At 59.4% G+C, this 18,218-nt stretch carries 16 protein-coding genes; 11 read left to right on the top strand and 5 right to left on the bottom strand.

All coding sequences use genetic code 11. The features are described from left to right. Positions 1–44 precede the first annotated feature (44 nt). Positions 45–869, top strand: coding sequence for an iron uptake system protein EfeO (gene efeO, locus ACP7E4_RS12925; protein ID WP_426114144.1), 825 nt, complete (start codon positions 45–47; stop codon positions 867–869). Between the two features lie 276 nt (positions 870–1,145). Here the strand turns inward: efeO and ACP7E4_RS12920 are convergent, their stop codons facing one another. From ACP7E4_RS12920 to ACP7E4_RS12910, 3 genes are all read right to left on the bottom strand, one after another. Then, the gene (locus ACP7E4_RS12920) at positions 1,146–1,916 is read right to left on the bottom strand and encodes a molybdopterin-dependent oxidoreductase (protein WP_426114142.1); all 771 of its coding nucleotides are present in this window, start codon (positions 1,914–1,916) and stop codon (positions 1,146–1,148) included. Beyond that, positions 1,909–2,532, bottom strand: coding sequence for a cytochrome b/b6 domain-containing protein (locus tag ACP7E4_RS12915; RefSeq protein ID WP_426114140.1), 624 nt, complete (start codon positions 2,530–2,532; stop codon positions 1,909–1,911). The genes ACP7E4_RS12920 and ACP7E4_RS12915 overlap by 8 nt, the downstream gene beginning before the upstream one ends. Positions 2,533–2,647: 115 nt before the next feature. After that, positions 2,648–3,253: a hypothetical protein gene (locus tag ACP7E4_RS12910; protein ID WP_426114138.1), complete on the bottom strand. Its 606-nt coding sequence runs from the start codon at positions 3,251–3,253 to the stop codon at positions 2,648–2,650. 196 nt (positions 3,254–3,449) lie between these two features. On the opposite strand from ACP7E4_RS12910, the gene ACP7E4_RS12905 reads away from it, so the two are divergent. Both ACP7E4_RS12905 and ACP7E4_RS12900 read left to right on the top strand, forming a co-directional pair. Continuing rightward, positions 3,450–4,145, top strand: coding sequence for a heavy metal response regulator transcription factor (locus ACP7E4_RS12905; RefSeq protein ID WP_020288740.1), 696 nt, complete (start codon positions 3,450–3,452; stop codon positions 4,143–4,145). Positions 4,146–4,180: 35 nt separating this feature from the next. Continuing rightward, positions 4,181–5,509 carry a heavy metal sensor histidine kinase gene (locus tag ACP7E4_RS12900; RefSeq protein ID WP_426114286.1) on the top strand — a complete coding sequence of 443 codons (1,329 nt, stop codon included), beginning with the start codon at positions 4,181–4,183 and terminating at the stop codon, positions 5,507–5,509. A gap of 344 nt (positions 5,510–5,853) precedes the next feature. On the opposite strand, the gene ACP7E4_RS12895 is transcribed toward ACP7E4_RS12900, so the two are convergent. Beyond that, positions 5,854–6,522: a polysaccharide lyase family 7 protein gene (locus ACP7E4_RS12895; RefSeq protein ID WP_426114136.1), complete on the bottom strand. Its 669-nt coding sequence runs from the start codon at positions 6,520–6,522 to the stop codon at positions 5,854–5,856. 425 nt (positions 6,523–6,947) lie between these two features. Further along, positions 6,948–8,288, bottom strand: coding sequence for an HD domain-containing phosphohydrolase (locus ACP7E4_RS12890; protein WP_426114134.1), 1,341 nt, complete (start codon positions 8,286–8,288; stop codon positions 6,948–6,950). Between the two features lie 212 nt (positions 8,289–8,500). Between ACP7E4_RS12890 and ACP7E4_RS12885 the strand changes: the two genes are divergently transcribed. From ACP7E4_RS12885 to ACP7E4_RS12850, 8 genes are all read left to right on the top strand, one after another. Then, positions 8,501–9,460, top strand: a complete 960-nt coding sequence (locus ACP7E4_RS12885; RefSeq protein ID WP_426114132.1) for a cytochrome-c peroxidase — start codon at positions 8,501–8,503, stop codon at positions 9,458–9,460. Then, the gene (locus ACP7E4_RS12880; RefSeq protein ID WP_426114130.1) at positions 9,457–11,262 is read left to right on the top strand and encodes a DAHL domain-containing protein; all 1,806 of its coding nucleotides are present in this window, start codon (positions 9,457–9,459) and stop codon (positions 11,260–11,262) included. The genes ACP7E4_RS12885 and ACP7E4_RS12880 overlap by 4 nt, the downstream gene beginning before the upstream one ends. Continuing rightward, positions 11,259–12,677 carry an ATP-binding protein gene (locus ACP7E4_RS12875; RefSeq protein WP_426114128.1) on the top strand — a complete coding sequence of 473 codons (1,419 nt, stop codon included), beginning with the start codon at positions 11,259–11,261 and terminating at the stop codon, positions 12,675–12,677. Before ACP7E4_RS12880 ends, ACP7E4_RS12875 begins: the two co-directional genes overlap by 4 nt. A gap of 435 nt (positions 12,678–13,112) precedes the next feature. After that, positions 13,113–13,565 (top strand): MarR family winged helix-turn-helix transcriptional regulator, encoded by a 453-nt coding sequence (locus tag ACP7E4_RS12870; protein ID WP_426114126.1) that lies wholly within the window; start codon positions 13,113–13,115, stop codon positions 13,563–13,565. After that, entirely contained in the window at positions 13,562–15,649 is a 2,088-nt protein-coding gene (locus ACP7E4_RS12865; RefSeq protein ID WP_426114124.1) for an FUSC family protein, read from the top strand. Before ACP7E4_RS12870 ends, ACP7E4_RS12865 begins: the two co-directional genes overlap by 4 nt. Beyond that, on the top strand, positions 15,646–15,855 hold the full coding sequence (locus tag ACP7E4_RS12860) for a DUF1656 domain-containing protein (protein WP_020288749.1): 210 nt from the start codon (positions 15,646–15,648) through the stop codon (positions 15,853–15,855). The genes ACP7E4_RS12865 and ACP7E4_RS12860 overlap by 4 nt, the downstream gene beginning before the upstream one ends. Further along, a complete protein-coding gene (locus ACP7E4_RS12855) occupies positions 15,852–16,751 on the top strand; it encodes an efflux RND transporter periplasmic adaptor subunit (protein WP_426114122.1) in 900 nt (299 codons plus the stop codon). The genes ACP7E4_RS12860 and ACP7E4_RS12855 overlap by 4 nt, the downstream gene beginning before the upstream one ends. Further along, positions 16,748–18,184, top strand: a complete 1,437-nt coding sequence (locus tag ACP7E4_RS12850; protein ID WP_426114120.1) for an efflux transporter outer membrane subunit — start codon at positions 16,748–16,750, stop codon at positions 18,182–18,184. Before ACP7E4_RS12855 ends, ACP7E4_RS12850 begins: the two co-directional genes overlap by 4 nt. The last annotated feature ends 34 nt before the right edge of the window (positions 18,185–18,218 follow it).

Genomic DNA, 18,218 nt, shown 5'->3' with positions numbered 1-18,218 from the left:
ATTTTCACAAAAACTGCCCCTACCACCTCAACAGGAAGAGTCCCATGAAAAAGTTGCCTTTTGCTTTGCTGCTCACCGTTGGTTTGCTCCAGACCCCATTGTCGGCGTTCGCCGCGACTGCACCGCTTGACCTGGTAGGGCCGGTGTCGGACTACAAAATCTATGTCACCGAGCAGATCGCCGAGCTGGTCAGCCACACTCAGAAATTCACCGACGCAGTGAAGAAAGGCGACCTGGCGACGGCCAAGAAGCTGTACGCGCCAACCCGTGTGTTCTACGAAGAAATCGAGCCGATGGCTGAGCTGTTCAGCGACCTGGACGCCTCCATCGACTCACGCGTTGATGACCACGAAAAAGGCGTGAACGCTGAAGATTTCACCGGTTTCCATCGCCTGGAATACGCGCTGTTTTCGCAGAACACCACCAAGGACCAAGGCCCGATTGCTGACAAGCTGATGGCTGATGTGAACGACCTGGAAACCCGCGTTTCCGGCCTGACCTTCCCGCCTGAGAAAGTGGTCGGCGGCGCTGCTGCGCTGCTAGAAGAAGTTGCCGCGACGAAGATTTCCGGCGAGGAAGACCGTTACAGCCATACCGACCTGTATGACTTCCAGGGCAACATCGACGGCGCGAAGAAAATCGTCGACCTGTTCCGCCCACAAATCGAGAAGTCCGACAAAGTCTTCGCCACCAAGGTCGACAAGAACTTCGCCACTGTGGACAAGATCCTCGCCAAGTACAAAACCAAGGATGGCGGTTTCGAGACTTACGACAAAGTGAAGGAAAACGACCGCAAGGCGCTGGTTGGCCCGGTCAATACCTTGGCTGAAGACCTGTCCACATTACGTGGCAAGTTGGGTTTGAACTGAGTTAGCTCAAGACACTCGTGGGACCGTCTTCAGCCGGGAAGACTGAATGCCTGACGCAAGAAATGCATCAGGTGTATCGGCCTCTTCCCGGCTAAAGCCGGTCCCACAAAGTTGGGTTTGAACTGAGTTAGCTCAAGACACTCGTGGGACCCGCTTCAGCCGGGAAGACTGAATGCCTGACGCAAGAAATGCATCGGGTGTATCGGCCTCTTCCCGGCTAAAGCCGGTCCCACAAAATACCCTGGCTAAAGCCGGTCCCACATTAACATCCTTGCTTTAAATCCCGCTAAACCAGTTATACCCCTGATCTTCCCAATACCCGCCCGGATTCTCGTTGGTCACGATCAGCTCGACGATGTGCTTGGGGTTCTTGAAACCCAGTTTGGTCGGCACGCGTACGCGCAGCGGATAGCCATAATCCGGCGGCAGCGCCACTTCTCCGAAATCCAGAGCCAGCAGCGTTTGCGGGTGCAACGCCGTGGGCATGTCCAGGCTTGAGTAATAACGGTCGGCGCACTTGAAGCCAACGTATTTGGCGGTGATGTCGGCGCCGATATGTTCAAGGAACGTGCGCAACGGCACACCACCCCATTGGCCGATGGCGCTCCAGCCTTCGATGCAGATCAAGCGGGTGATGTCGGTGCGTTGCGGCAGTTTGCGCAGGCTGTCCAGATTCCACGATTGTTTATCCCGCACCAGTCCGGACACCGCCAGCTTGTAATCGGAGATATCCAGATCCGGCACGTTGTATTCGGGATAAAACGCGTTGAACGGGAACGGATTGGTCAACTGCGCCTTGCTGTAGGTCGGCGCAAGTTTCTGACCGCTGAATAGCCAGGCCTGCACCCGGTCATTCCAGCGCGACATGGCCCACAGCACTTTGTCCACTTGATCGCCATCTTGCAGGTTGCAGCCGGTGAGCATCGACATCGCGCCAACGGTCAGCCCGGCGCGCAAGAACGAGCGGCGCTGAATATCGATCAACTGCGTCTGCTGCGCGGGTTCCAGGCGAATGCGTTGGGTCGGGCGTGGCTTGGGGTCACTCATGACCGGTCTCCCCGTTTTCAAGAGGTCGCTTGCCGCCAGTAATCATCGGCAGCAGGGTGCGCGGCACAATCAGCACCAGCGCCAGATGGACGACGACAAACGCGCCAATGGCGGCCATCGCGCCGAAATGCACATAGCGTGCGAAGTCGAAGCCACCAAACAGGCTGGCGAGTTCCTGAAACTGCACGGGCTTCCAGATCGCCAGCCCGGTCAGCACCACCAGCACGCCCATCAACAGCACCAGCCAATACATCAGGCGCTGCACGGCGTTGTAGCGACCGTGCTCATGAATCAGACGCAAACGCAGGGCATCGACCACGTCGCGCTTCACCGCGCTGGCCTGCACCGGCAGCAGGTCGCGCTTGAAATGACGGCTGAACACGCCGTACAGCACATACGCCAGGCCGTTGATGACCAGCAGCCACATCACCGCAAAATGCCAGGCAATGGAACCGCCGAGCCAACCGCCCAGGGTGAGTTGTTTGGGGAATGTGAAGCCGAACAGCGGCGACGCGTTGTAGATCGCCCAACCGCTCATGAACATACCGACCATGCCAAAGGCGTTGATCCAATGAGTCAGGCGCACCGGCCAGGGATGGATGCTGCGGGTTTTCATGGTTGTTTACCTCGACCGTTGGAGCGAGGCTTGCCCGCGAATGCAGCGCACCGGTATGTCTGATAGACCGGGACGCCATGTTCGCGGGCAAGCCTCGCTCCAACAAGAAATGAGCTTACATCGGCGGGGTAAAACCATCCTTGCCGACCGCTACACCACGGGCGGATTTGCCGTCATCGGCAGGGAACAGGACGATCTTCGCGCCGGCTTTCAACTCGCTGCGCTGACCCGGTTCAACATAGGCGATTGGCACGTCTTCGGGTACGACCAATTGCTTCTCGCCGCCTTTGTACAACACGGTCAGCGTGCGGCCGTTGGCTTTGGACAGTGTGCCGACCGTGCCATTGGTCATGGTGCCGGTGCTGCCGTCGGCGTTTTCCCAGCCGTAGTGACCTTCGCCGCTGCCTTTGAGGCTGGCTTCGAAGACCGTGACTTCCAGCGCTTTCAACGAACCGTCGGCCTGGGGAATCGCGGCAGAGCCGACGAAGCTGTCAGCCTTGATCGAATCCAGATCGGCCTTGGACACCAGGCGAATGCCGGTTTTGTCCGTGAGCGTGATGGTCTGGTGCTGACCGGCGCGAGTGGTGTAGCTCAGGGTATCGGCCTGGACGCTGTCGACGGTACCGCGCATGGGTTTGACCACCGGCATGTCGGCGGCCTGGGTCATGACCGCGGCGCTGAGCAGCAGCAAGCCGAACGTGGTGGACAGTGCAGTCTTCATGAGTGATTCCTTGGCAGGGTTGAAGTGGTGATCATCATCAACCTGCAACCGGCACTGAACCATGACCGGCGAATGACATTTTTGTCATTCGCCGCAGCCCCCGGATCAATGACAAAAATGTAACCGACAGCCCGCCGGGTCTTGGTTAGACTTGCCTTCCCACCCGGCGTGCTGCGCCTGAACAGGCCAAACCACGATGCACATCCTGCTCATCGAAGACGACACCAAGACCGGCGAGTACTTGAAAAAAGGCCTCGGCGAATCCGGCTATAAAGTCGACTGGACCCAGCACGGCACCGACGGCCTGCACCTGGCCCTGGAAAATCGCTACGACCTGATCGTGCTGGACGTGATGCTGCCCGGCATCGACGGCTGGCAGATCATCGAAGTGTTGCGCGCGAAACAGGACGTGCCGGTGCTGTTCCTCACCGCCCGCGACCAGTTGCAGGACCGGATTCGCGGCCTGGAGCTGGGTGCGGACGACTATCTGGTCAAGCCGTTTTCCTTCACCGAACTGCTGCTGCGCATTCGTACCATCCTGCGCCGGGGCGTGGTGCGCGAGGCCGATCATTTTCATCTGGCGGATCTGGAACTGGACCTGCTGCGCCGCCGCGTCACCCGCCAGCAACAGGTGATTGTCCTGACCAACAAAGAGTTCGCTTTGCTGCACCTGTTGCTGCGCCGTGAAGGCGATGTGCTGTCCCGGGCGCAGATTGCCTCGGAAGTCTGGGACATGAATTTCGACAGCGACACCAATGTCGTCGACGTGGCGATCAAACGCCTGCGCAGCAAAGTCGACCTGCCCTTCCCGGTCAAACTCATCCACACCGTGCGCGGCATCGGTTACGTCTGCGAGGTGCGACCGTGCGGTCCCGACGCCAACCATCCCTGATCCTGCGCTCCAGCCTGGCCTTCGCCCTGGTGGCGATGTTTACCGTCAGCGGCGCCGGCTGGTATCTGTACGCATCAATGAAACAATCGGTGATGCAGCGCACCGACCACGCCGTGCTGGCGCGTCTCGATCACTTTCGCAAACTGCTGCGCTACGACCTGACCCTGGACAATCTCAAGGGCAGCCCGCAGTTGTTCGAGAACATGCTCGACAGCGAAGAAGACATTTTTGTGATTGGCGAGCCCGGCAAGACGCCAGTTATCTCGGTCAACCCGCAACGGGCGCCATTGCCTGAATTGCCCGTCGTGCCGCAGGACGTGGCGTTGCGCGATACCGATCTGCGCAGCGGCACGAGCCTGCAAGGCGTGCCTTTGCGGGCCGCATCGAGCGCGGCAATGTCCGGTGGCGTTGAAGTGCGCCTGACAGCAGCGCATTTGATGGTCAAAGAGATGGCCATGCTGGAAAGCTTCCGTCAGCGCATCTACGCAGCGATCAGCCTGGCGTTTCTGATTACCGCGCTGCTTGGCTATGTGTTGTTGCATCGCGGCCTGCGTCCGCTGCGCCGGATGACCGCCCACGCCTCGAAGATCACCCCGGCGCGCTTGCACACGCGCCTCGACAATCAGGACACACCGGTGGAATTGCAGCCGCTGGTGGATGCGTTCAACGCCATGCTGGAACGGCTGGATGACGGCTATCAACGCCTGACCCAGTTTTCCGCCGACCTGGCCCACGAAATCCGTACACCGGTGGGTTCCTTGATGGGTCACTGCCAGGTTGCGCTGCGCCAGTCGCGCAGCGTCGATGAATACCAGGCGCTGCTGGCTTCCAATCTTGAGGAGCTGGAGCGCATTTCGCGATTGATCGAGAGCATCCTGTTTCTCGCCCGCGCCGATGAAGCCCAGGCTGTCCTCGAACGGCAGCCGTTATCCCTACAAGACGAATTGCAACGGATCGCCGGCTATTTTGAAGGCCTTGCCGAAGAGCGGCGACTGAGCATTCAGACGTCAGGCGACGGCACGTTGCATGCGGACCCGATCCTGTTGCGCCGGGCGTTGAGCAATCTGGTCGCCAATGCGATCCGTTATGCCGACGAAGGCAGCGAAATTCTGGTGCGGGTCAGGCAGCACGCCGGCCAGTGGTGGATTGAGGTCGACAATCAGGGACCGCCCTTGGCCGAAACAGCGCTGACCAAGCTGTTCGACCGGTTCTATCGGGGCGACGCCTCCCGCCATCAAAGCTCAGACTCCAACGGCCTGGGCCTGGCCATTGTCGCGGCGATCATGCATCTGCATGGCGGCCGGGTTGCAGTGGCGCAACCGGTGGCGGGGAGGATTTGTTTTACGCTGGTTTTTCCCGGCTGAGCCCCTTGTGTGGGAGCGAACTTGCTCGCGAATCGGCAAACCCCGCAAGCATCTGACCGATGAGGCCCCCGTGCAGACGGTGTGAAAACCACTGCGCTCGACAATACTGCGTTAAAAACAGGCGAAAAATGCTCATTTAGAACACCTGGAGTCGATCGCGACCCCGGCCGTTTTTCGCCTGTTTTTGCCTTGTCTTGTCTTCGCTCGTGACGTTTTAACACAGTCTGCGTGGGACCGGCTTTAGCCGGGAAGAGGCCGGTTCATTCACTGCATTTCATCGTTAGAAATACCGTCTTCCCGGATAAATCCGGTCCCACATGTTCGGTGTCGCCGGGATAAACCCATCACGCCTTCTTGTCGTGGTTGATCGTCAGTTTGTAGAACGTCGCCGCGCCGCCTTCGGTGGCATAGCCGGTGTTGTCCTGGGTATAAACCCCGGCCTTGAAATACAGCAGTTTGGCGCCCCAGGTCGCATCGAGTTTGGCACTCCAGACAAAGTCCGAGGCATTGACCGTCAGGTTGCCGGCCGGGGTCAGGTGGATGCTGTAGCTGAAACGCTGATTCAGGGGGATGCCCTGGGCAATGGTGATGACCTCGATTTCCGCATCCGGGCTGCGGCGGAATTTGGCGACGATGTTGCCGGTCTGGAGTTTTTCCTTGTACTGATATTCAACCTTGAGCAGCGGCTCCGTGCTCTGGTAGCAATGGATCTGCCCGATCACGATCTTGCCCGTCGAAGGCACCTGATTGACCATCAGCGCGGCCCTGAGGAAATTGTCGGCCTGCGAATACGTCCAGTTGTTTACGCTGCCGTCAGCCTTGGTCTCGCGCAATTCGGTTCTGGGATAGACCGCATTTTCAGTGCGGGAGCCCGTGACCGGCGCCCAGAAAAACAGGGTGTTGCCCGAACGGAAATAGCCATCCTGATAACCGCCCAGCAGTTTCGGCGTATCAATCGTGACGGCGGGCGTGCCGACCGGTACAGACAGGTTCCACATGGCGAGATCGATCATTGCGTACTCACGAGGTGCGCTGGCGCACCGACAAAGTGTCTATATCGGGCTTTTGCTGCCCATTGGCTTCGTCTCGGAGTATCGGCAGGATTTTCGGTTTAAATAGCGGCCACGACAGAGCATTGGCGTCAATAAAACAACGCGAAATGACAAAGGCTATTATTTGGCCAGTATCTGAGTCGAAACTGATACCGATTCATTTGGATGGCAATTGATAGCGCATGAGGCCTCTAGGCCGGGGCCGCGCGTCAGTTTTTTGCTGCGGTAGCGTCGCTGATACATTTTCTGAAGGGTATTTTCTGCGGGGATTAAGACGAACGGTCGTATTTTTTCACTGAAGAGAGGCACTTTTTCAACTTGTCACGGTCAGCCTGCGCACCGATAAGGCACAGGCTGACGATTCAGGCGCGACCAGCAGCCCGCTGTCAGGCGAGAACCGGCACTTCCAGACGTACGAAAATGGTGTACTTGCTGGCTTCCATAGCCTCGAAAGCAATCAGCTTCTGGATCAGTTGCTCGCTGAGCACCTTGCCAGCGTTGAGCAACAGCATGCCGTTGTCGGCACTCAGGTTGCGTGCCAGCGCCATACCCGCCTCCAGCTCGCGCGTGGTGAAGCCTTTGACCAGCGGGTCGCCCAGGGTCACGTCGCTCTGGTAGATGGCACACACTTTGACGAAGTCTTCCAGCAAGCCCGGATCGTACAGACGCCCGCTGTATTTGCGGATGAAGGTCAGGGCTTCGTCGCTGTTCATCTGCCGCTCAAGGATCAAGCCATGCTGCAGCTCAATGAAATCCACAGCGAGCTTGAGCAGACGCGAACCGAACGGAATCGCCTCGCCCTTGAGGTGGTCGGGGAAACCGGTGCCGTCCCAGCGCTCCTGGTGGTGAAGAATCAGCCGCGCCGCATCCTGCATCGGCTCCAGCGTCATCAGCACCGATTCGCTTTTCTTTGGATAGCTGCGATAGCGGTCGCGCTCGGTGTGATTGAGCAAGTCCGCCGGCGCGCTCATCATGCTGTCGGTCCAGCTCAGCTTGCCGATATTGTGCAGCGCCGCCGCCATGCTCAGGTCGCGCTGGCTGGCCTCATCCATGGGATGGGCCTGGGCGTAGGTGCGGACCAGATCGATGATCTGCCGATTGGTCTGCTTGTCGTGGGGCAACCGCTGGTTGAGCAGCACCGAGAAAACTTCAGTGCTGGTCGCGTAACTGCGCTTGAGCTCGTCGTAAGCCAGATCAAGCATGTCGGCAGTCTGTTGCAACTCGGAAGTACGCGCCGCAACGCGGTTTTCCAGCGTGATATTCATCGACTGCAGGGCTTCGTTCTGCACCTTGGTGAGTTTCTCAAGCCGCACCCGCTCGCGCTCCGAATGCTGATGCGCAAACAACTGACGCAGGGTCAGCAGCATCTCTTCATCGTTCCAGGGCTTGCTGATGTAGCTGTGAATACGGCCCTCGTTGATGGCCTTGGCAATCATGTCCACGTCGGCGAAGCCGGTGAGCAGGATGCGCATGGTCGAGGGATAACGTTTGTTGATCTCGGCCAGCAACGTCGCGCCATCCATGTTCGGCATGCGCGCATCGCTCATTACCAGATCAATATGCTGCTGCGCCATGATTTCCAGCGCCTTGGCCCCGCTATCGGCGAGAAACAGGTTGTAGCCGTGAGAGCGCAGTAGGCGACGCAGGCTGCTGAGGATGAGCTCCTCGTCGTCTACCAGCAACACATTGGGCTTGAATTCAACCTCGGAACCAGATTGTTCGTCCATGTCGACACCTTGATTAGCATTTATTTGTGCGCGTTAAGTTCCATCGCTACCGCAGATAATGCGTTAGTCCATGAGCTTGGGGAAGGGCATTTATATTCGCCTGACCGGCTCACTAAAATCCCGCGGCAGCCGACATACAGTTATGGGTCCGGCGCCCGGACCGTCTGCGCCGCTTCCCGGAAGCTCCATTCCATTGGCACAGGACGCTATAGATGTCTTCATATGGATTGATTGTTGTCCTCGCCCTGATGCTGGGCGTACCGACCGCCAGTGTCGCACTGCCCTTGGATGAACCGCTTCAGCCGTTGCCTGACGTCGTGGTGCAAGACCCGCAGCAGGTCGAACTGGGCCGACAGCTGTTCAATGAAGTACGTCTTTCAGCCAATGGCACGCTTTCCTGCGCCAGCTGCCATCGCCTGGACCATGGCGGCGCCGACGACAAGCCGCTGTCGATTGGCTTTCAAGGCGACACGTTGCCGATCAATACGCCGACGGTGTTCAACGCGGCGCTGAATTTCAAGCAGTTCTGGAACGGTCGCGCCGATTCCCTGACCGCACAGATCCATGAAGTGGTGCAAAGCCCACTGGAAATGGGCAGTTCCTGGGAACACGTCAGCGCCCAGCTGTCCAGCGACAGTCATTACCGGACAGCCTTTGCTGCGGCCTACACCGACGGCGTCACCATCGCCAACATCCAGCAAGCGCTGCAAAGCTATGAGCGCACGTTGATCACTCCCAACTCGCGCTTCGATCGTTACCTCAAAGGTGACACGGACATCCTCACCCTGGAGGAAAAGTTCGGTTACCAGCGTTTCAAACAATACGGCTGCATTGCTTGTCATCAGGGGGTCAACATCGGTGGCAACATGTTTCAGAAATTCGGCGTCATGGGTGATTACTTCAAAGTCAGGGGCAACGTCACCAACGCTGACCAGGGCCGTTTCCTCGTGACCGGCAACGAGAGCGACCGCAACGTATTCAAGGTGCCGAGCCTGCGTAACGTCGCGATCACCGCGCCTTATTTTCACGACGGATCGGCCGCCACCCTGGAACAGGCCGTCGACGTGATGTTCACCTATCAATTGGGCCGCGTCCCGACCGAGCAGGATAAATCGCTGATTGTGCAGTTTCTGAAAACCCTGACCGGTGAGCTGGCAGGTAAACCCCTATGAACATGTCCCGACGCTCGAAAACCTCGCTGTTGGGTGCGATAACCCTGAGCATCGCCTCGGGTCTGGTGTTTTTATATTTCAATTCCATCGCCCACGAGACCTCGACCTACTTCGAGTCCCGGGACGTGATACGCCAGCTCAAACAGCTGGATGCCCACTGGGAAACGGAAATCCTCAAGTCGCGGATGGGCGTCACCCAGGATTACGATCTGCTGGTCGCGCCCCTGACGGAAATGAAGCGCCTGGGGTCGAGTTTTGAAACGATGCTGCACCTTGAGCCCGGCCAACAGACTGACGAATGGAAAACCCATCGCGACGCCTACCTGGAGGCGCTGGAACTCAAGACGGAGCTGGTGGAGCAATTCAAATCCCACGATGCGGTGTTGCGTAACTCGTTGGCATTTTTGCCCTCGGCAGCGGATGACATACAGTTTCAGCTGGCACGGGTTGAAGACCCTGTCCTGCTGCAAAACACCGCGACCAATATTTATGACCTGCTGCTGACCGGCCTGGAGTTTGCTCAGTCGGCAACGTCTGACAAATCTGCCGAGATCGAAGTGGGGATCAATCGTGTGCGCACGGAAAACGATCGCCTGCCGGCACCGCTCAGCGCCTCGATCAACATCCTGCTCAATCACGTCAACCTGATCCAGCGGGAACAGCCTTTCGTCAATGATCTTCTGGGTCGCATCGCGGCGGTGCCCGTGGCGGATCGCCTGGACGCGATTAACCAGATGCTCAACATTCATCAACAACAAGCCGTGGAAAAAGAGCAGCAGTACCACCTGTACCTGATCATCCTTTCGGCGGTGATGGCGCTGCTGCTGTTGTACCTGGTGCATCGCCTGGTACGCAGTTACAAAGTGATCAACGACGTCAATAAAGCCTTGCAGGAAGCCAATGCCAGCCTGGAGCGGCGGGTCGAGGAGCGCACGTGCGAACTCAGGAATGCGCAGACTGAACTGATGGACACTGCGCGTCAGGCCGGGATGGCAGAGATCGCCACTAACGTTCTGCATAACGTTGGCAACGTGCTTAACAGCGTGAACATTTCCGCAGAACTGGTGACACGCCGGGTTCGCGACAGCAAGGCCCGTGGTCTGGCCAAGGCCGTTGCCATGATGAACGAGCATGCGGCAGACCTTGGCAATTTCATGACCCTGGACGACAAAGGCAGGCTATTGCCCGGTTACTTGAACCAGCTGGTCATCACCCTGGATATGGAACAACAGAGCATCGCCGAAGAACTGGAACGCCTGACCAAGAGCGTGGACCACATCAAGGAAATCGTGGCGACCCAGCAGTCCTATGCGGGTGCCGCCGATCTCGTCGAATCACTGAGCATTACCTCCCTGCTGGAGGACGCCCTGCACATGAACTCCGGTGCCTTGACCCGGCACAGTGTCGCCGTGGTGCGCGAGTACGGCAGCGTGCCGGAAATAATGGGCGACAAACACCGGATCCTGCTGATCATGATCAACCTGATCAGCAACGCCAAATACGCCATGTCCCAGACCGACAATGCGGCACGCAAGATAACCCTGGCAGTGAACATTGTCGGGGGCACGACGCTGCGCATCTGCGTCAAGGACGAAGGCGAAGGTATCTCGCCGGAAAACCTGCCGCGTCTGTTTGTCCACGGATTCACCACGCGTAAGGAGGGCCACGGTTTCGGTCTGCACAGCTGTGCCCTGGCTGCAGTTGAGATGAACGGGCAGTTGACGGCCCATAGCGACGGTCCCGGCAAAGGTGCCTCGTTCACCCTGGATCTCCCCTTCAAGCCTGCCGCAGGTACGCAATGAAAAGTCTAGCTAACCGACGCATCCTTCTGATCGACGACACACCGTCCATTCACGAAGACTTCCGCAAGATCCTCACACCCTCCAACGTCTCCAATGAGGAACTGGACCTGATGGAGGCGGCCCTGTTCGGCAACGAGATTCCGGTGGTCGGCAAGCCGTTCTCGCTGGACTCCGCTTACGGCGGCCAGGAAGGACTGGACAAGGTCAACGAGGCGCTGACGCAGAATCTTCCCTACGCCCTGGCGTTCGTCGACATGCGCATGCCCCAGGGCTGGGACGGCGCCAAGACCATCGAGCATTTATGGGTGGCGGACCCACGCCTGCAAATCGTGGTGTGCACCGCTTACACCGATTATTCCTGGGACGAACTGCTGGACCGGTTGCAAGGCCACGACCGCCTGCTGATTCTGAAAAAACCTTTCGACAACATCGAGGTCCAGCAACTGGCCAACACGCTGACCAACAAATGGGAAATGGCCGAGCGGGCTTCGGTACAGATGGATTTGCTGGAAAACCTGGTCGAGCGACGCACTGCTGAACTGACCCAGACCAGCGAAGCACTGCGCCGCGAAATCGATGAGCGAAAACTGCTGGAAAGCCAGCTGGTGCAATCGGAAAAACTCGCCTCGCTGGGGCAACTGGCAGCAGGTGTCGCCCATGAAATCAACAATCCCATCGGTTTCATCTCCTCCAACCTGGGCACGCTGGAAGGCTACTTCAGCAAACTTCAGGAAATGCTCGGTGCCTATCGCCTGGCAGAAAAATCGATGCCGCCGGGACCGACTGAACAGCAGTTGGCCGCCCTTCGTGAACAAGTGGAACTGGATTACCTGCTCGAAGACATCCCGGTGTTGATCGCAGAGTCGAAGGAAGGCATCAGCCGCGCCGGAAAAATCGTCAAGGATCTGAAGGCATTTTCACGGGTGGACTCCAGCGAGCAATGGCAATGGGCAAACGTACACGAAGGCATCGACTCGACCCTGAACATCGCCGCCAACGAATTGAAATACAAGGCAGACGTGATCAAGGAATACGGCGACCTGCCGGAAATCGAATGCCTGCCTTCGCAAATCAATCAAGTGATCATGAACCTGGTGGTCAACGCCGCCCAGGCGATGGGCACGCAACGCGGCAAGATCACGATTCGCAGCGGCGTGGACGACGATCAAGTGTGGCTGGAAGTGGCTGACAACGGTTCGGGCATTGCCCCGGAGTCGCTGCAGCGCATTTTCGATCCCTTCTACACCACCAAACCCGTGGGCCAGGGCACCGGTCTTGGCCTGTCGTTGTCATACGGCATCGTCAACAAACACGGTGGGCACATCACCGTGCGCAGCGAAGTGGGCGTGGGTACCGCGTTCAAGGTCATGTTGCCGATTCATCAGACTCCGGTCGAAACGACCGAAAGCCTGTAAACGACCGATTCCGTTGGAGCGAGGCTTGCCCGCGAAGAACGATAACGCGGTGAATCTGGTTCACCGAGGCACCTGATTCGCGGGCAAGCCTCCAACGGATCTACGCAGCATTCACGACAGGACGTACAGCCGATGAATCTGCGTCTACTGGAATGCCGTCTTCCCGGATAAATCCGGTCCCACAAAACCAGCGCGATCTAGTGGGACCGGCTTTAGCCGGGAAGGCGTCGGTTCAGACAATACATCTGCGGCACCTGGCGGTTGCCCTCAGACATAGAATCTCCAACGGCCCCTGGCTCCAACCTCACAAAAACTCCCACCACCCGGCACTTCGGGGTTGACTGTAACTCTTTGTTACAGGATATTAATAGTTAGCAAACTAATAATGTCTCTACGAACAATATCAACCCTAACTATTTAAACCCGGTCCATCTCATGTCCCTTGACTCACTGCAGATGAATATCAGCAGCGGCATGGTCGCTGCGTCTCGCCAGTGGCGACGAATCTGCCAAAACACGCTGGTCACCTACGGCGTGTCCGAAGCCTGCGCCGGTCCTTTGCTGATGATCCTGCGGCTGGGCGATGGCGTGAATCAGGTCACCGTCGCCCAGGCTGCGGGCATGGAAAGCCCGACGCTGGTGCGCCTGTTGGATCAGCTGTGCAGCGCCGGAATTGTCTGCCGCACCGAAGACCCGAATGATCGCCGCGCCAAAGCCTTGAGCCTGACCGAAAGCGGTCGAACCCTGTCTCTGGCCATCGAAGAAGAACTGATTCGCCTGCGCCGCGACGTGCTGAAAAACGTCGCCCGGGAAGACCTGGAGGCCACCTTGCGCGTCTTCAGAGCCTTTGCCGACGCGGCGCATCCGGACACAGCGGGGCAAGTTTGAAAGACTTCTTTGCGGGCGTTCCCCCGGCGCGCGACTGGTTTTACGGCGTGCGCACGTTCGGCGCTTCAATGCTGGCGTTGTACATTGCTTTGCTGATGGAAATGCCTCGGCCGTACTGGGCGATGGCCACGGTGTATATCGTTTCCAGCCCGTTTGTCGGCCCGACCAGTTCCAAGGCGCTGTACCGCGCGCTGGGCACTCTGGCGGGCGCGGCGGCGGCGGTGTTTCTGGTGCCGATGTTCGTGCAGACGCCGATTTTGCTGGCGGTAGTCATTGCGTTGTGGACCGGCACGTTGCTGTTCCTGTCCCTGCATTTGCGTACCGCCAACAGCTACGCCTTGATGTTGGCCGGGTACACCCTGCCGCTGATTTCCTTTCCGGTGGTGGATAACCCGCAAGCGGTGTTCGAGATCGCCGTTTCACGCACCGAAGAAATTTTCCTCGGCATCGTTTGCGCGGCGGTGGTGGGCAGCATGTTCTGGCCGCGCCGCCTGGCGCCGGTCATGCAGGGCGCGGCGGACAAATGGTTCAACGATGCATCGGCCTACAGCGATCGTTTCCTCGCCCGCGAGGTCAACGCGGAAGAAGTCGGTGCCTTGCGCGGTTCCATGGTCGCCACCTTCAACAGCCTGGAGCTGATGATCGGTCAATTACCCCATGAAGGCGCGCGCAGCCAGACCGTGCGCAATGCCAAGGAACTGCGCGGGCGGATGATTCATTTGTTGCCGGTGATCGACGCGCTGGACGATGCCTTGTGGGCACTGGACCGTCGCACCCCTGAACTGGTCGCTAACCTTGCGCCGCTGCTGATCGACACCCGCGCCTGGCTGGATAACACCGCCAGCGGTGTGCAGTTTGAGCAGTGGGAAGCATTGCACCGGGAACTTGAGCGCCTGCAACCCAGCGCTGCGCAACTGGACGATCGACGTCAGTTGCTGCTGTCCAACGCGCTGTTCCGCCTGGGCGAATGGATCGATCTGTGGCAGGACTGCCGCACGCTGCAACACGCGATCAAGACCGACGATCAGACCCCATGGCGCGCGGTCTATCGCCATTGGCGGCTGGGGCGAATCACGCCGTTCCTGGATCGTGGGCTGATGTTGTATTCGGTGACGTCCACGGTGCTGGCAATCATCGTCGCCTCAGTGCTGTGGATTCTGCTGGGTTGGCCCGACGGCGCGGCGGCGGTCGCGCTGGCGGCGGTGTCGTGCAGTTTCTTCGCGGCGATGGACGATCCGGCGCCGCAGATTTATCGGTTCTTTTTCTGGACCATGCTCTCGGTGGTGTTTGCCAGCCTGTATCTGTTCGTGGTCCTGCCCAATCTGCATGATTTTCCGATGCTGGTGCTGGCGTTTGCGGTGCCGTTCATTTGTGTCGGCACGCTGACCGTACAGCCGCGCTTCTACCTCGGAACGCTGCTGACCATCGTCAACACCTCGTCATTCATCAGCATTCAAAGTGCCTACGACGCGGACTTCCTGAACTTCGTCAATTCCAACCTGGCCGGTCCCGTCGGCCTGTTGTTTGCCTTCGTCTGGACGTTGGTGGTGCGGCCATTCGGGGTCGAACTGGCAGCCAAGCGCCTGACCCGCTTCAGCTGGCGCGACATCGTGGCGCTGACCGAACCGGCGACCCTGGCCGAGCACCGCACCATGGGCGCACAAATGCTTGATCGGCTGATGCAACATTTGCCGCGCCTGACCCTCACCGCGCAGGACACCGGCATTGCCCTGCGCGAATTGCGCGTGGCGTTGAACCTGCTGGATCTACTCGCCTGGCTGCCACGGGTCAATACCGCCCGGCAAATGCTGGTGCGGCACGTGGTGGATGAAGTGGGCGGTTATTTTCAGGCCTGCCTGGATGCCCGCGAACGACTCCCCGCCCCCAAAGGGCTGCTGATGACCATGGATCGCGCCCGCCGCGCCTTGAGCGCTGAAGGCCTGGGCGATGAACCGGCCCGCCCGCATCTGCTGCACGCGTTGAGCGGCTTGCGCCTGGCGCTGTTGCCCGGCATAGAGATCGTCCACCCGGCGGCGGAAACCGAAGAACAACCTCCCTATGGCATTGACGGAGCACCCCTATGATCGGTGATCTGGACATCAGCGGGGTGTTCGTCCCCACCTTTCTGGCGCTGATGGGCATCACGTATTTGCTGTTTCTGGTGGTCCACGCTGGGTTGTCGCGTGTCCATTTTTACCGCCTGGTCTGGCACCGGGCATTATTCAACGTAGGTCTATACGCTTTGCTCCTCGGCGCTGTGGATACTCTCAGTCGATACCTGATGAAATGAAAAAACCTCTGCTGACATTGGGCCGCGTGGTCCTGACTTTGCTCGTTGTGGTCTTTGCCGCCATCGTGGTCTGGCGCATGGTCATGTATTACATGTACGCCCCGTGGACCCGCGACGGGCATATCCGCGCCGACATTATCCAGATCGCCCCGGACGTTTCCGGGTTGATCCAGAAAGTCGACGTCAGCGATAACCAGTCGGTGAGCAAAGGCCAGGTGCTGTTCACCATCGACCAGGACCGCTTCCGCCTGGCCTTGCGTCAGGCGCAGGCAACGGTCGCCGAACGTCAGGAAACCTACGAGCAGGCGCGGCGCGAAAACAAACGCAACCGGGGCCTGGGCAATCTGGTAGCCCGGGAACAACTGGAAGAAAGCCAGTCCCGGGAAGCCCGCGCCCTGTCGGCACTCAACGAGTCGGAGGTCGCCGTGGACGCCGCACAGCTGAACCTGGATCGCTCGGTGATCCGCAGCCCGGTTGACGGTTACCTCAACGACCGCGCGCCCCGCGCCCATGAATTCGTCACCGCAGGCCGGGCGGTGCTGTCGGTGGTGGACGGCACATCTTTCCATATCGATGGCTATTTCGAAGAAACCAAACTGGACGGCATTCATATCGGCCAGGGCGTGGACATCCGCGTGATCGGCGACAACGCCCGCCTGCGCGGCCATGTGGTGAGCATCGTCGCCGGTATCGAGGACCGCGACCGCAGCAGCGGCTCGAACCTGCTGCCTAACGTCAACCCGGCGTTCAGCTGGGTGCGTCTGGCGCAGCGGATTCCGGTGCGCATCGCCTTTGATGAAGTACCGGCGGACTTTCGCATGATCGCTGGACGCACTGCCACGGTCTCGATCATCGACGACGCGCAGACACCAGCAACCAAGGAGCACGCGCAATGAAACACCTGACGCGCCTGACAACGCTCGGGCTTGGCTTGCTGTTGTCGGCGTGTCAGGTCGTCGGTCCCGATTACAAGCTGCCCAAGGAAGCCGCCGTCAATCGTGCGGATTTGCAGGGCGAGCTGGCGGGCGAATCGGTCAACACGATTTCCGCGCCGGTGCCTGCCGACTGGTGGCGTTTGTATCAGGACCCGCGCCTCGATCAGTTGGTGCAACAGGCCATGGCCTCCAACACCGACCTGCGCATCGCCGCTGCCAACCTGCAACGCGCCCGCTATCAGACGGCTGAGGCGCAGGCCGCCGGTGGTTTCAGCAGTGGCGTGAAGATCGGTGCGGAGCGTCTTCAGGAGTCCGGCGAAGCGTTTCTGTTGGCGGATAAAGTCCCAGTGGGCAATGTCGGCAACGTCGGGATCACGACCTCGTATCAATTCGATCTGTTCGGCACCTTGCAGCGTGGCATCGAAGCGGCGAAAGCCAATGTCGACGCTACTCAGGCCGCCGCCGATACCGCGCGCATTACGCTGGTTGCCGATGTGGTGCGCGCCTACACCCAGGTGTGTGCCGCCAACGAAGAACACGACATCGCGCTGCAATCCCTGGACCTGCAACAGCAAGGCGTGACCCTGACGCAACGCTTGCGTGATGCTGGCCGTGGCGATGAAACCCAGGTCACCCGCTCGCAAACCCAATTCAAGTCCCTGCGCGCCGAGCTGCCGCGTTATGAAGCGCTGCGCCAGGCCGGACTGTTTCGCCTGTCGATGCTGCTGGCCAAGCCGCTGAACCAGTTGCCCGCTGGCGTGGCGACCTGCAACGAGTTGCCGCATATCGCCCAAGTCATGCCCGTGGGCGATGGCGCCGCGTTGCTCAAGCGTCGGCCCGATGTTCGCCAGGCTGAACGCCGCCTCGCCGCTGCCACTGCTGAAATTGGCGTAGCAACCGGCGAGTTGTATCCGGACATCAGCATCGGCGCGACGGTCGGCACCGTGGGCCTGCTGGAAAACCTCGGCAAACCCGCCACCAATCGCTGGGGTTTTGGCCCACTGTTGAACTGGACTATTCCGTCCAACGGCTCCCGCGCGCGGATTCATCAGGCCGAAGCCTCGACGCAGGCAGCGCTGGCGCGCTTTGACGGCGTGGTGCTCAACGCCATCCGCGAAACCCAGACCGGCCTGGCGCAATACACCGCCCTGCTGGAGCGCCGCGACGCGTTGGCCGACGCCGAGCAATCGGCCAAACAGGCGGCGGACCAGACCCACCGTTTCTTCCAGGCTGGCCGCGAATCATTCCTTGCCGACCTGCAAGCCACCCGCACCTACACCGACGTCCGCGCACAACTGGCAACGGCTAATACTCAGGTTGCCATGGGGCAAATCGACTTGTTCCTGGCGTTGGGCGGTGGTTGGGAGAATGCCGGCAAGGTGGCGAGCAAATAACGCCGTATCCGGGAACCCTTTGCCCATTTCAGTG

This window comes from Pseudomonas sp. DSP3-2-3 (assembly GCF_049898225.1).
In the GTDB taxonomy this organism is placed as follows: domain Bacteria; phylum Pseudomonadota; class Gammaproteobacteria; order Pseudomonadales; family Pseudomonadaceae; genus Aquipseudomonas.
The sequence above is the reverse complement of the archived record's forward strand: the minus strand, read 5'-3'. Positions and strand labels throughout refer to the sequence as shown.

Coding starts and splice junctions, on each gene's coding strand:
- ACP7E4_RS12910 (WP_426114138.1), bottom strand. CDS start 3,253: ATGAAGACTGCACTGTCCACCACGTTCGGCTTGCTGCTGCTCAGCGCC.
- ACP7E4_RS12895 (WP_426114136.1), bottom strand. CDS start 6,522: ATGATCGATCTCGCCATGTGGAACCTGTCTGTACCGGTCGGCACGCCC.
- ACP7E4_RS12860 (WP_020288749.1), top strand. CDS start 15,646: ATGATCGGTGATCTGGACATCAGCGGGGTGTTCGTCCCCACCTTTCTG.
- ACP7E4_RS12870 (WP_426114126.1), top strand. CDS start 13,113: ATGTCCCTTGACTCACTGCAGATGAATATCAGCAGCGGCATGGTCGCT.
- ACP7E4_RS12905 (WP_020288740.1), top strand. CDS start 3,450: ATGCACATCCTGCTCATCGAAGACGACACCAAGACCGGCGAGTACTTG.
- efeO (WP_426114144.1), top strand. CDS start 45: ATGAAAAAGTTGCCTTTTGCTTTGCTGCTCACCGTTGGTTTGCTCCAG.
- ACP7E4_RS12890 (WP_426114134.1), bottom strand. CDS start 8,288: ATGGACGAACAATCTGGTTCCGAGGTTGAATTCAAGCCCAATGTGTTG.
- ACP7E4_RS12855 (WP_426114122.1), top strand. CDS start 15,852: ATGAAAAAACCTCTGCTGACATTGGGCCGCGTGGTCCTGACTTTGCTC.
- ACP7E4_RS12920 (WP_426114142.1), bottom strand. CDS start 1,916: ATGAGTGACCCCAAGCCACGCCCGACCCAACGCATTCGCCTGGAACCC.
- ACP7E4_RS12885 (WP_426114132.1), top strand. CDS start 8,501: ATGTCTTCATATGGATTGATTGTTGTCCTCGCCCTGATGCTGGGCGTA.
- ACP7E4_RS12875 (WP_426114128.1), top strand. CDS start 11,259: ATGAAAAGTCTAGCTAACCGACGCATCCTTCTGATCGACGACACACCG.
- ACP7E4_RS12900 (WP_426114286.1), top strand. CDS start 4,181: ATGTTTACCGTCAGCGGCGCCGGCTGGTATCTGTACGCATCAATGAAA.
- ACP7E4_RS12880 (WP_426114130.1), top strand. CDS start 9,457: ATGAACATGTCCCGACGCTCGAAAACCTCGCTGTTGGGTGCGATAACC.
- ACP7E4_RS12850 (WP_426114120.1), top strand. CDS start 16,748: ATGAAACACCTGACGCGCCTGACAACGCTCGGGCTTGGCTTGCTGTTG.
- ACP7E4_RS12915 (WP_426114140.1), bottom strand. CDS start 2,532: ATGAAAACCCGCAGCATCCATCCCTGGCCGGTGCGCCTGACTCATTGG.